Source organism: Paenibacillus oryzae (assembly GCF_001675045.1).
Lineage (GTDB): Bacteria > Bacillota > Bacilli > Paenibacillales > Paenibacillaceae > Pristimantibacillus > Pristimantibacillus oryzae.
The window spans coordinates 207,061-220,456 of sequence record NZ_LYPA01000065.1 but is presented as its reverse complement, the minus strand read 5'-3'; the positions used below and the strand labels follow the sequence as shown (position 1 = coordinate 220,456).

The following is a 13,396-nucleotide window of genomic DNA, read 5'->3' as shown; positions in this document are numbered from 1 at the left end:
TTTTCTGTGTTTCCCACTTGGGAATAACTTGGCGTAATAATTTGGCTTTCAGCACCAACATTATCAAGCTGCCATAAAGAAAATAAAATCACCGCAAAAAATAAAAGCAGCCCTCGTTTCATTCACACGCCTCCATGTTACTTGCCGTAATGTGTAGTAGAGCCAATAAAAATGTAGTTGCGTATATCGTCATCACCATAGATGGGCTTAATGTAGAATGTAAAGTTTAACCCGCGACTTTTCTTATTTGAGCCACTTGGTTTATACAGAGAAAAGCCCGAATTAGGGATACCCCAAACCGTAATTCCTTTGCCAACTCCAGATTCAGAAGGTTTAATCATATTGATTTGAGTAAACAAAGGATCATTCGTATTTAAACGTGCTGGTTGAGTCAAGGCATCATCTTTACCATTAACGGAAACATAGCTTTGTGTTGTCAGAGATAAATTCCCCCAGTATTGTTTAGGGTTTTTATTTGAAATTGTTTCATATTCGATATACATGGCGTAAGCATCTTCCGGCACTTTACCGATGTTTCCATTAAGAAATCCTAACTTGTTAGTCTGCGGTAGTAGCTTTCGATAAGGGTCCTTCGGATCATCCAGATCAATCAGAATAATCCGCTGAATTTCTGTATGAATCACATTGTTTTTGAAAACAAGGCCCTCAAGATGATATTTCTTTTTCATGCTGGAGCCGTTGGGATCGTCAAATAGATGCGGAGCCATCGTAAATGCATTTGTTTTCAGCCAGAGCAGTTCGGCTTCTGCTGTTGCATATTTGTCAGCAGGAAGTTTCTTACCAGCCTTCAAGCTCAAAATACGTTCAATAACCGTCACGGCCTGCGCCCTGGTTGTTGTCCGCTCCAAGCCAATCACATTGCCGCCAAAACCGTTTAGTATGCCGCGTGCAAATGCCGTATGCGTTAAAAAGCCTTCGTAATAATCCCGCATAAAATCATCCGTTCGTACTACATTGTTTTCAGGAACTTCTGGCCAGCGATATATTTCAACTTCTTTGACGATCCCCGAAGATTCAACCGTCACAAGCGTTTCGTCTGCAGCGCGGGCAGCCAACCAAGCCATATGCTCCCGGCTGATCTCTTTGTTCATATTCCACTCCGCGAAGTCGGAGTCTCCCTGGTAAATAGCCGCTTCCTTCGCCGCTTTAACATAGGTCGTGTACCAGATGCTTCCCTCTGGCCCATGCTCCAATTCCAGCGCGCGAACCAGCATCGTAATAAACTGCGCACGCGTTACCGGGGCATCCGGCTTAAACGTGCCGTTGGGATAACCGGCTACATACCCTTTTGCAACCGCCTCTTCGATCTGCGCTTTTGCCCAGTGGCTGGATACATCTTTAAATACATCAGGACTGGATGCAGCCCCTGCTGTCGATATACCTGATCCACCTATTAGAAATGTCCATGTCATTGTCAAAATGATAAGTTTTTTTGTTATTCTTTTCATATAAATAACTCCTCTTCGGTTTAAATTTCTATCCATTTGTCATTACTCTTCAAAACTATATATTGCCCATCTATCATATTTCTCACAGATTTCCAAATTCATTGTACTCTTTCCACAACCATTTCAATAGATATTTGTTGAAAATTTCTCCAAAAATCTTTCGCCATAACAAGTCGCTGTTAATCTATACATCAAAACAGGGTCACAGCTGTTATCCCTCAATAAATCATAACTCCATATATGCAGAATAAAAGAATTCAGCAGGAGAGCCGGCTTGTAAAATGTTCTTTCAGAGCGGCGCCGTTTTTCAATCACAGCAGCAAAAAAGCACACTACTCCCCTTTTTCAGGAAAATAGCGTGCTTCGCTAAACATCAATATTTAAATTTAATTTTAAATTGGAGACTCTGAACTCAGACTCTACATTCAAACTTTTAATTTACCATTACAATTCAAACAACGATTTAATGCTACTTCAAACTAACGGGATTGTCAATCATTACAAGCAGCTCATTTATCCTCTCAACCTTCAGGAACAGTCTCTAGCTTCGACTGCGGCGGCTGCGGTTGCTGCTGAAACTTATACTTAAACAGCGGGACCAGCAGGAGCATGCCCAGAAGCATGGCAAACCCGGCTGCGCAGTAGATGCCAACAAGCGGATACATCTTTTTAAGATTGCCGGCTACCAATGTCATAATGACCATCATCCCCACAAACATTGGAGTCAAAACGCCATTGACGCGGCCAACGAACTTTTCATCGGTCCATTGGAGAATCATCGTGTTTATGCCAATTTGAATACAAGGGAAACCAAGCCCGCTAATGAATTGCAAGCCTAACGTCAAAGGCACGCTTGTTGATAAACCCACTCCTGCCATCGTCAAGGAGCTGATCAGCATACCGAAGGCTAACATCTTTTGCGGCGGGATTTTTTTGGCCAGCGTCATGACCAAGGCTCCGCCTATCAGCATGGCGACACCGTTTGTCATTAGCATGTATTGAAGGAAACCCTTCTCCTGGCCAAGCCGCTCCGTTACGACAAAAATGCTCAAGACTTGCACAGTGCCAACCGCAATTCCCGCTAATGCGAATGTGCCGCCCAACGATTTTAACACCGGGCTTTTCCATACATAGGATACCCCTGCGGATAACTCGCCCCAGATTTGGCGCACGCTTGCTGCAGGAGCTTTTTCAATCTTCTTATCGCTCGGAATTCGAAACAATACAAGCGCGGAAAGCAGGAACGCAACGCCCATAATGCCAACCGAAACCTCGATGCCAAAACGCTGGTAACAAATAACGCCTAATGACGGCCCCACCACCATAAAAATAGCGCTCATAGACTGGAACACCGCCATAGCAGACTGCATCTGCTCAGGCTTCACATGCTGCTTAAACAGCTTCATAATGGACGGCTGGGAAAACTGTGAAAGCACCGCCGAAATAAAGGTTACAAAATAAACCATATGCCATGATCCAAAAATAATCGTCAGCAATACCGCAAACACTGAGATTGAAGATAAAATATCACACCAGATCATGGTTAACCGGGGCCTCCAGCGGTCTGCAAACGTTCCTCCTATAAACGAAAAAATAAAGATGGGAAGGAACTCCACAAAACCCATCAAGCCTACCGCAACAGGGTCGTCGCCCGTCATATCCGTTACATACATCAATATGGCGAAGTTCCTGATCCAAATGCCGGTTTGAAGCAAAATATTGGACATCAAAATCGTTTGAATAAATGTGTTGCGAAAAAGGCTGGTACCACCCTCCGCGTTCTTTTTTGTTTTTAACATGCGAACGTCCACTCCCTATTTCTAAATACGAGGCAAAAGCTGCCTTTTTTTCGCGGCAGGGCTTCTATCCGCTTCAACACCTCTTTCCATAGCGCCTGTCGCTAATGATAACCTTGCTCGCCGTACGGCTGAAGCTTATCGAGCCATTGCTTCTTTAGCCGGTCCGCTTCCTTTTTGTATTGCCGCACAACGTTTGCCGGATCGATTACCTCTTCACCGGTCACATCTCTATAATCATAACGAATATCGTCCTTTGTCTTAACGGTCTCGAGAATGAGATATGAAAATTGGCCGCCGCCAAATTCATTCCATTCACGCTGCAGCTCCTTGTTTTTATGAGAGCCGTGGTCCAGCGTAAACCGCTCTTTATTCCAAACCCCGCTCAAATTTGTTGAGCTTTCGATAAACACCCGGCCGTTGACATTATTTTTAATTTGATAAACGCCCATTTCGCGCTTGCGCTCCTGATATTGGGCTGTCAGCTGCTTGCGTTCTTCCTTGCTTGGTTTAACTCCGGCCGGAATCGGTTTTCCCGCAATCTCCCCATCGTCCGTTCTTTTTTTAACATCCTTGCTTTGCATTGCCGGTCCTCCTTTATTTTCTTGTCTGACCCAATAGAAGGAGCAGTCCTCCTCGCGGTCCAGATATCCGTATTCAATCAAATAACGCCTGAGCGACACATAATCCTTTTTGTAAAAGACCTTCAGTAAATCATTTACCTCTTTTTCCGGGTAGCGAACGCCGTCTTTAAAAAAGGAGGCGATATGCCTAAGCACCGCGATTTTTCGTTTTTCCTTACGCGGAAATTCGGAAAGCGGCCCCTCCGGCCCTTCTGGAAAATAACGCTTGATCCATTCGGCATATTCCTTTTGCGTCATGTCATAGCGGTCATCCACCTGTGTAGCGGTCTGGTGCACCTCAACAAACGAAAGGTCGGGCGATCCGCCTTGCTCCATCAATTCCACAATGGCAATCAGCATTTTGGCTTGCTTCACCTTTTCCTTAAGCGTAAAGCGGTGATGCCGAATCGTTGACGCGCTTCCTGAACCGCTTTGACGCACGATTTCGGCATCGCTCATGCCGGAAGCAAACTGCCGAATCAAATCCTTTTGTAAATCGGTCAATCCGGTCGCCCTTTTGTCCAGCTTCAGAAGAACCTCCAGCATGGAACCATGGACTTGAGCCAGATGCCAGCTTGCGTACGCCTCTGCATCCAAAAACCGTTCCAATTCGGGAAGCTTAAAAATCTCACCCTTCATAAAAGACTCCCCGCAAACTAAACAACGATATTGCCCTTTTTCCGGCTCAAAGCTAACTCCTTTTTTTAATTCCTCGGGAGCCGCCGTCCACAACAAGTCTTGAGTCTCCACATAAGCACCACCAAACATTTTTGATAATATTCAATAATTTTATAAACAATATATCATTTTGTTTATTTTTTTACAACAACGGATGTTGAGCTTGGGTTAAATTCGCAAAAAAAACAGCGCCTTGTCCGCCCTGATAGAGACGAACTGGCACTGTTTATAAGGCTGTTTTCAAGACTGTTTTTAAGAGATTTGATGATCCTTCCTTACCTCGCCCTATTCCCGTCTATCTTTGGGCAGGAGCATTGCCAACAAACCAATCAGCGGAAGGAAGCTTGCCAGCAGCATTACGTAGGCCATTCCGTGAGCGTCTGCCAGGTTGCCGATTACTACGGAGCCAAGCGCCCCCATGCCAAACGCCAGCCCTGTAATAAGGCCCGATGCCATGCCAACCTTGCCCGGCAGCAGCTCCTGGGCATAAACAACGCTGACGGAAAAACCGGATTGAAGGATAAAGCCCATAACCGCTATAACGGGATATACCCAAAACAAAGGCAAATGCGGAAGCGCGAGTGCAAACGGCACGGCGCCCAGTATGGAAATCAGCATCATCTTTTTACGTCCTATCCGATCCGCCAGCAGACCTCCTGCAAAGGTTCCGGCAACGCCAAAAATCATAAACAGAAACAGCGGAATTTGAGCCGCCTGAATGGACAATCCATAGCTATCTCTTGCATAAAACTGATAAAAGCTGCCGATAGCCGCACCATACCAGGAACGGGCAAACACAACAAGCAGCAAAATGGATATCGCAAACAAAACGACGTTCCAGCTGATTGCCAGGCCTTCTCTTGCAGCTCCGGCGGCATTGGCCGCCCCACTGGCTTGTGCCGCAGTTCCCGGTTTAGCTGCTTTGCGGGGCGCCTGTCCTCCATGCTCGGCCAATCTGGCCGCATACCAAGGCACGACCCGAAACAAAATAGCGATAGCCGCCACTGCAAGCAGCATGCCCCAAGCCGCTCCCCGTTGTCCTAGCGGAACAAATATAGCGGCTGTCATAAGCGGCCCCAACGATTGCCCGAAATTGCCGCCCACCTGATAGATGGATTGGGAAAACGCCCGGCGTCCGCCTGCGGCAAGGTGTACGACACGCGAGCCCTCAGGATGAAACACGGCTGAGCCCAGTCCAACAAAAACAACAGATAGCAGCAGCAAGCCGTAGTTAGGCGCAAAAGCAAGCCCGGCCATACCAATCATGCTGCACAACATGCCAACCGGCAGCATCCAAGGCGTTGGCCTTTTATCCGACCAGATGCCGACTACCGGCTGTAAAACCGATGAGGTCATATTAAGCGTAAAGGCAATCCAGCCAATCTGCGCATAGGAAAGCTTTAACGAATCTTCAAAGATTGGAAATAACGCCGTAACTACCGTTTGCATGGCATCGTTCAACAGGTGAACGGAGCTGATGGCAAACAGCATGGCGTAAACAGTGGCCTTGCGCAGAGCGCTTCCAGTCGTTTGACCGGAGGCCGATGCGGGTGATGACAAGATGCAGGACCTTCCTTTCGTTCCGACGCTTAACGTCCAAAAGTAATGTTGACAGGCGAAGACAATTGTAGGCTTTGGCCGGTTGCTGTCAACCGCCCGCTTTCCTTATGAAGACGAAAAACCGCGATATTGCCGCTTTTCTGATTCGCGGCCAGCAGGAAATCGCCGCCCGGCGTTATGCCGAAATTACGCGGCTGTACGCCTCCGCTGGTATGAAACTGAACAAGCGTCAAACACCCCGTTTCCTCTTCAATAGCAAATACGGCAATGCTGTCATGCCCCCTGTTGGAGCTGTACAAAAACCTGCCATCCGGCGAAATATGAATATCCGCTGAATCGTTGTACCCGTCATACGTTTCCGGAATAGTGGAGACGGTTTGAATAACGGAAAGCAGTCCGCTTTTGCGGTCAACCCGGAGCACCGTTACGCTGGAAGCAAGCTCATTAGTAACGTAAGCAAATGGCTCCTTGGGATGAAATACTAGATGCCGCGGCCCGCTCCCCGGCGCGAGAGGACACTCCCCAATCCGCTCCAGACTGAAAGCCTCCGCTTTATAACGATATATAACAACCCCATCCATGCCTAAATCGGCGACATATACAAACGGCGTGCCCGGCAGAGGCGTGATGCAATGGGCATGTGGCGCCTCCTGGCGATCAGCAACCGGCCCCGGCTTGCACTCATGAACGTAATGAGACGTTTTATGGCCGCCTGCGGGAACGCCGTTTGCCTCAAGGGGATGCAGGGCAATGCTGCCGCCTGAATAGTTGGCGGTAAAAGCAGCCGAACCATCCGCCGCAACGCTGACATAACAGGGATGGGCCCCGAAGGTAGGGTTATCCTCTCCGATTGTCCCCAGCAATCCCGTTTCCGGATCAACCGGCAATGCAATTAGCGCGCCGCCCGGCGTTCCGTTATGCTCCGCCAGCTCCTTCACGGCATACAACATGCCGCCTGATGGATGCAGCGCCAGAAAAGATGCATTTGGCGCGCCGTCCAGCCTCTGAAGCATCTCAATCCCGCCGCTCGACTGATTCAAGCGGCAAACGTGGATCGTGTATTCATCAGCGCTGCCATACGAGCCGACATAAAACAGACCGCTCCAGCTCAATAAATCGCTTATCAATTCAACCCTTCCTCTCCGCACATGTTCTTTATTGTTTTACAACTAAAGTGAACATAGCACAAGCAGTCTGCAGGCACAATGCATTTTTAGCCAGAGACCCGCGACTACATCCAAACGCGGCTGTTCGTTCCCGGATGAAACCGATAGCGGATTCCTCATAAAAAGCACTTCACAATCTAAAATCGGCATGCTATAATGTAAGCGCTAACAATTCATAAGGTATCCTAAAGGGGGAACGATGGATGATTGTAGCACTTCAGGAGCGCAACGATTATGAAAATTTTGATGTGGAGTCGGATGTGCTTTATTTCAAAACCGGCGTTCAGGGGCTCGTTTGTTTTCACGGCAGAAACTACAATAGAACTAAAAAAATGACTGCCGCCGAGCTGAAGCAGCTAGTAAGCACGCCTGGCTTCTATCAGGTAAGCTCCAACTGCTTCGTCAACATTTCCAAAATCAAATCCATTGCCGAAGGCACCATCTACTTCGGTGCCAAGTATTCCGATGCCAAAAAATTGAACGTGAACCGGCGCAAGCAATACGTAATCGAGCAATTATTTACACAGCGGCTAAAGAGCTAAGGGGATAACCTCCGCCTCATTCCGGCTGACGGCAACCGCCTTGTTTCCATACGGGAAACAGGGCGGTTGTTTGTTTGCCGCCACCCTGCTATTCTAGAAAGTGAGCGTTTACTTTTCGGCAGAAAAAAGGAGTAGATTGATATGACCAAGCAAGGACAAGCAAGTCTTGGAACGTTTCATGATGAAGATGCCGTATGGCTCCGCTATGGTAGCAGCGAAGCCGCTATTTTGCCTAAAGTGGGAGCAAACCTGATTGCATTCCGCGATACGGAAAAAGGATATACCTTTTTGCGAGAGCCCTCGGCGGATGAAATGAATACTTTCCGCGCCAATCCCGGCGTACACGGCATTCCCGTGTTATTCCCGCCAAACCGTTACGAGGACGGAACCTTTGATTGGAACGGCAAAACGTATACCTTCCCTGTTAACGAAGCAAAAACGGGCAATCATTTACATGGCTTTTTCCATACAGCTGAATGGAAGGTCGACGACTTCGGAACGGGCAAAACAGAAAGCTATGCCGTTCTGAGCATTACCGTTAATGAAGAGCATCCCATCTATACCTATTTGCCGCATCGCTTTACAATCGCCCTGCGCTACAGCTTGAGTGATTCCGGCCTGCAGCAGCTTGTGTCCGTACATAATGAGGGAGACGAGCCGATGCCTTGCATGATCGCCTTCCATACCGCCATCAACGCGCCGTTTGCGCCGGGCAGCACGACGGAGGACTACCGCTTTACGCTGACGACAGGCAAGCGCTGGGAGCTAAACGAGCGGATGCTGCCAACCGGACGCCATTTGCCGCTGCGCGAGGAAGAAATCCAGATGCAGACGACCGGACTTTCACCGTATTGGGAATCCATGGACAACCACTATACGTCGGAAAGCCGCAACGGCCGCAATGCAATGGAGCTGACGGACACACGTGAAGGCGTTGTTCTGGTATACGATGTCAGCCCTTCCTACAAGCAATGGATGATTTGGAACAACGGCGCTACGCCGGGCTTTTTCTGTCCGGAGCCGCAGTTGAACCTGGTCAATGCTCCAAACGTTGATCTGCCGGCCGAGGAAACAGGACTTGTTTCCCTTGAGCCAGGCGGCATCTGGCAAGCCGCGAGCCGTCTATACCTGCGCAAAGAATAGCCGTGAAAAGCGTGTACTACAAAGTGTTTGGCATCATCTAAATAAGCTTTTCACATTTTAATGAGCTCTGCATTATAATGAGCTTTTTAACTAATGGGCTTTGCCTCTAAGCCGCCTTAATGAAGCTAGTTGAAGTTAACCCCTAAGCAAAGGAGCCTTTAAAATCTGCTTTTAAAGCGATTTTAAAGGCTCCTTTTTATATCCCTGATTACTTCTCCTAATTAATTCTCCTGATAGAAATATTAAGGCTCAACCTAATAATCAGTGCTTGACTGAAAACAGAGCTTAGCGGAGGGACGGAGGGATTCTGGAGAAACGTCAGTGTTCGCCTTTAAAGACCGATTCCCACCATAGTCCTCATAAAAATAAAAGGAATCGGGCTTTAACAGCGATCGGAAGAACCCTCTGTTCCGCAGCGTTTCATCTCGGCCCAAGTCAAGCACTGATTTCTGGTTTGAGCCTTTAATAAGGCTCTATAATTGCAGCTGCTTCAGATTATAAAACTCTCCCTTAAGCTCCATCAGCTCATCAAATGTGCCAACCTCTACTATGCGTCCATGCTTCATAACGACGATCCGGTCGGCATCGCGAATGGTAGACAAGCGGTGGGCGACGATAAACGTCGTGCGTCCTTTGATCAGCTCGCGCATAGCCTGCTGGACATGGAATTCCGATTCATTGTCCAGCGCCGAGGTCGCCTCGTCCAAAATAATGACTTTGGGGTCCCGAATGAGCGCCCGAGCGATGGCAATGCGCTGCCGCTGGCCGCCGGACAGCTTCCCGCCGTGCTCGCCTACATGCGTATGTATGCCTTCCGGAAGCCTGTCAATCAGCTCCGTCAAATTCGCCATTTCGACAACCCTCTGAATTTGCTCGTCCGTAATATCCTTCAGCCCGTATGTGATATTGTCACGGATCGTGCCGGAGAACAAAATATTGGTCTGAGGCACGACAGCAAGATGCTTTCGATACGTCCGCAAGTCCACTTCGCTCAAGTCATGGCCATCCATCAATACGGTTCCGTTTGTGGGATGCAGAAAGCCGATAACCAAATTCAGCACTGTTGATTTACCCGCTCCCGAAGCTCCAACAAAGGCCACGCATTCTCCAGCTTGAACCTCCAGATCAACATGCTGCAGCACATGCTGCTCGCTATCCGGGAACGACAGCTCGACATCGCGGAAAACAAAATGCCCCTCTACCTCTTCCAGCTTCGTTTTCCCCTTGTTATCTTCAATATCGGGAGAAGTCAAAATTTCGCGAATGGAGGTTATGGATTCGAATCCTTTGGCTAACTGGGGATAAACGGTCATCAGCCCTGTCACGGAGCCCAGAATCATGCCAAAAAAGCCCTGATACAACACAATGTCGCCAACCGGTATTTGACCCATATACGCCAAATAAGCGGTAAACAGCAGACACAATACCTGAAAAACCTGAAATGACACCCAGTTGGAGGCGCCAAAATAAGCTTCCACAATATCCAGCCTGTAGCCTTTTCCTTGCAGATTTCGCAGCGTGGAATCGATTCGGGCAATCTCCACCTTTTCCAGGCCATGCGCCTTGGTGACGGGAATCATCTCCACCATCTCCGACACGCGGGAGGACATCTGCTCGATTTCCCTGCGGAACTCCTTGTTGTTATTGCGAATTTTTCGCCGGAACAAGCTAACCAGCAGCACCGACATCGGAATAGTCACGATGAAGAAGGTTGCAATCATCAGGCTATAGGTTGCAGTAATCGTAAACGCAATAATGATGTTCAGCAGAGCCGGCAGCAGCGCCAGCATAATTTGCTTTGACATGGTTTCAATAGCTTCAACGTCTCGCAGCACCTTGGATTGCAGCTTGCCCGCGGGCAGCTCGCGATGCGAATTGATAGAGAGCTGCTGGAGCTTGCGCACCATCGCGCTTCTCAGACCCGCTTCGACATGGCGGATCGCTTTACTCATAAAAGCGATAAAGGCCGCATGAGTAGGAATATTTTGCACGATGACGACCAGAATGACAATAAAGTTGACCCAGATAGCGCTGACCAGATATTGATCCGGCTTTGTTGTAATGTTGATAATATTGGCCGTCACGATAGGCAGCACATAAATCGGCGAGCTTTTGACCACAAGGAATAATAAGGAAATAAATAGATTTGCAAAATTGCCCTTGTACACCGCCAGCAAAAATTTGAGCGGGCTTGCATCCTTTTCGGAGATTGCTTGTTCAAACGTTCTTCGTAATGAGGCCTTGGCAGTCCTTTTCATTGTTGTGCTTGCCATGATCGTCTCCATCCTTCCAAAGCGGAAGTTCTCTGTTTTGTTCGTTACGGCCTTCATCTTACGACCATCCGTCCATTCTGTAAAGGGGAGAATCCATATCCCATAAAAAAACCCCCATGAAACAGTGTCACCGGGACTCGCACCGGCTTGTAGCACAGATTTCATAGAGGCTTTGATTTGGTCTTTGGTTGGGTTTGGATTGGGTGTTTAATTAGTCTTTAATTAATCTTAAATTAGGCTCCGCCTTGCGTTCGGAATTCTCTGGGCGTGACGCCAACGCTTTTTTTAAACAGCTTATTGAAGTAAACGGGATCGCTGTATCCTACAAGCTGAGCAATCTCATAGTTTTTCAAGTGATGATGATCCAGCAAATATTGCTTGGCCTTGTCGATCCGCACAAGGATCAGGTAGTCGGTAATCGTCATTCCCGTTTCCTGCTTGAACAATCTGCTCAAATAGTTGGCGCTCATGTCCGCAAGTTCGGCCAGCATATCCATATCGAGATTTTTATCGTATTCCCGTTCAAGCAGTTGCCGAATTTGCTGGACAGCAGGATGGACCCGCGCCTGATGCGGCGTTTTCCGAATGCGGCCGGAAGGGCCGGAAGACAGCTCCTCGCCATGAATACCTTCGTACGCCCCTCCAGCCTGCTGGATGGCTGCATGTGTTGATGCGGAAACATGCTGATTCTGTCCTTCATCCTCACTTTGACCCGGCGACAATTCGGCGGAGCCCCCGAATCCACCTTGAGGATCGGCGGGATAATGCTCTTCCTGCCGTTGAACTCCCGTCATTAAAAGCGACTCGGCACATCGGGCGGCTTTAATTTTTTGCAGCGCCTCCCGCAGGAGGCTTTTGTCCACCGGCTTGAGCAAATAATCCACCACTCCGCAGCGCAGCGCCCTGCGTGCATACTCGAATTCGCTAAAGCCGCTTAATACAATAAGCGACACCGGCTTGCCCTGCATTTTTTCAGCCAGCTTGAGGCCGTCCATCATCGGCATTTTGATATCGGTGATCAATACATCAAGGCCGCGATCATCCAGCCGCGACAGGCAATTCCAAGCCTCCATGCCATTACCGTAGGAGCCGACCACTTCAATATCCAGCCCCATTTTGCCCAAAATCTTCTCCAGCCCGCGCCTGATCATTTCTTCATCGTCGACGATCATGACCTTCATCTATATCACCCCTTGTTATCCGCCGGCTTTCAGACTTTACTCCAGTTTGCAGCAAGCTGCGGTTTAAACACAACTGCTTTGTTTTCCCGCAGCGCCTATATACACACCTGACGCTTCCTAATTAACCCAAACTACTTGACAGCGCCGCTGGTAACTCCGGCAAAAATATACTTTTGCAGAAACAGGTACAAAATCGCCGTTGGAATCATGATGATCAGAATAGCGGATGAAATCATCTGCCAATCGCCGCTGTTAATACTGAAAAATCGCATCAGCGAGGTCGAGACAACAACATGCTCGGGGCGCGGCAGATAGAGATATGGCACAAACATATCATTATAAATGGAGATGGTTTTCAAAATAACGATTGTTGCGGTTGCCGGTCCCAGCAGCGGGAATATAATCGACCGGAACACGCGGAACAACGAAGCGCCCTCCAGCATCGCGCTTTCATCCAGCTCGTAGGGGATATTCCGGATGAACTGCAGAAAGATGTAGATTTGCAAAATATCCGCCCCAACGTAGAGAAGCACAGGGCCCATCAGATTGTTGGTCAGCCCCAGCATTTGAATCGTTTTGTAATTGACGACCTGCGTTGTGATTTGGGGAATGATCGTTGCAAAAAGAAACAGGCCCACCAGCATCCCCTTGAATTTAAATTGAAACCGGCCAACCGCATAACAAAACGCGGAGCCAATAAGGATGTTTAGAAGGAGCGTAACTCCCACGATAAACAGCGTATTGCCGAAGGCAATCGGCATGTTTGCTTTTTTGAAGGCCTGAATAAAATTGTCGATATGGAGAAAGCTGTCCGGCAGCGCAATCGCTGTTTTGGCAAAAAATTCTTCGGACGTTTTAAAGGCGTTAACAACAATAATGTACGGCGGGAACAAGATGACGAATACAGCTATGGCTATGCTCAAATATTTAACAAAGGACCAAACGCGCGAAGCCTTTCCCATGCC

The 13,396-nt window shown here is 48.3% G+C and carries 10 protein-coding genes; 2 read left to right on the top strand and 8 right to left on the bottom strand.

Annotation, left to right across the window (positions count from 1 at the left end; translation table 11 throughout):
* Positions 1 to 137: 137 nt before the first annotated feature.
* From A7K91_RS16935 to A7K91_RS16915, 5 genes are all read right to left on the bottom strand, one after another.
* Positions 138 to 1,469, bottom strand: a complete 1,332-nt coding sequence (locus A7K91_RS16935; protein ID WP_068684833.1) for an S-layer homology domain-containing protein — start codon at positions 1,467 to 1,469, stop codon at positions 138 to 140.
* A 521-nt stretch (positions 1,470 to 1,990) separates the two neighbouring features.
* Complete coding sequence (locus tag A7K91_RS16930) at positions 1,991 to 3,268, bottom strand: MFS transporter (protein WP_068684830.1); 1,278 nt, start codon at positions 3,266 to 3,268, stop codon at positions 1,991 to 1,993.
* Positions 3,269 to 3,369: 101 nt separating this feature from the next.
* Positions 3,370 to 4,527, bottom strand: a complete 1,158-nt coding sequence (locus A7K91_RS16925; RefSeq protein ID WP_245697592.1) for a DUF2087 domain-containing protein — start codon at positions 4,525 to 4,527, stop codon at positions 3,370 to 3,372.
* Between the two features lie 324 nt (positions 4,528 to 4,851).
* Positions 4,852 to 6,057, bottom strand: coding sequence for an MFS transporter (locus A7K91_RS16920; RefSeq protein ID WP_068685213.1), 1,206 nt, complete (start codon positions 6,055 to 6,057; stop codon positions 4,852 to 4,854).
* A 98-nt stretch (positions 6,058 to 6,155) separates the two neighbouring features.
* Entirely contained in the window at positions 6,156 to 7,253 is a 1,098-nt protein-coding gene (locus A7K91_RS16915; protein WP_169833423.1) for a lactonase family protein, read from the bottom strand.
* A gap of 242 nt (positions 7,254 to 7,495) precedes the next feature.
* On the opposite strand from A7K91_RS16915, the gene A7K91_RS16910 reads away from it, so the two are divergent.
* Both A7K91_RS16910 and A7K91_RS16905 read left to right on the top strand, forming a co-directional pair.
* Positions 7,496 to 7,834, top strand: a complete 339-nt coding sequence (locus tag A7K91_RS16910) for a LytTR family transcriptional regulator DNA-binding domain-containing protein (RefSeq protein WP_068684827.1) — start codon at positions 7,496 to 7,498, stop codon at positions 7,832 to 7,834.
* A gap of 141 nt (positions 7,835 to 7,975) precedes the next feature.
* Positions 7,976 to 8,977, top strand: a complete 1,002-nt coding sequence (locus A7K91_RS16905) for an aldose 1-epimerase (protein ID WP_068684825.1) — start codon at positions 7,976 to 7,978, stop codon at positions 8,975 to 8,977.
* A 473-nt stretch (positions 8,978 to 9,450) separates the two neighbouring features.
* Here A7K91_RS16905 and A7K91_RS16900 read toward each other — a convergent pair whose 3' ends face one another.
* From A7K91_RS16900 to A7K91_RS16890, 3 genes are all read right to left on the bottom strand, one after another.
* Complete coding sequence (locus tag A7K91_RS16900) at positions 9,451 to 11,250, bottom strand: ABC transporter ATP-binding protein (RefSeq protein ID WP_082967551.1); 1,800 nt, start codon at positions 11,248 to 11,250, stop codon at positions 9,451 to 9,453.
* A gap of 233 nt (positions 11,251 to 11,483) precedes the next feature.
* Entirely contained in the window at positions 11,484 to 12,431 is a 948-nt protein-coding gene (locus A7K91_RS16895) for a response regulator transcription factor (protein WP_068684822.1), read from the bottom strand.
* Positions 12,432 to 12,562: 131 nt separating this feature from the next.
* Positions 12,563 to 13,393 carry a carbohydrate ABC transporter permease gene (locus A7K91_RS16890; RefSeq protein WP_068684820.1) on the bottom strand — a complete coding sequence of 277 codons (831 nt, stop codon included), beginning with the start codon at positions 13,391 to 13,393 and terminating at the stop codon, positions 12,563 to 12,565.
* Positions 13,394 to 13,396: the final 3 nt, after the last annotated feature.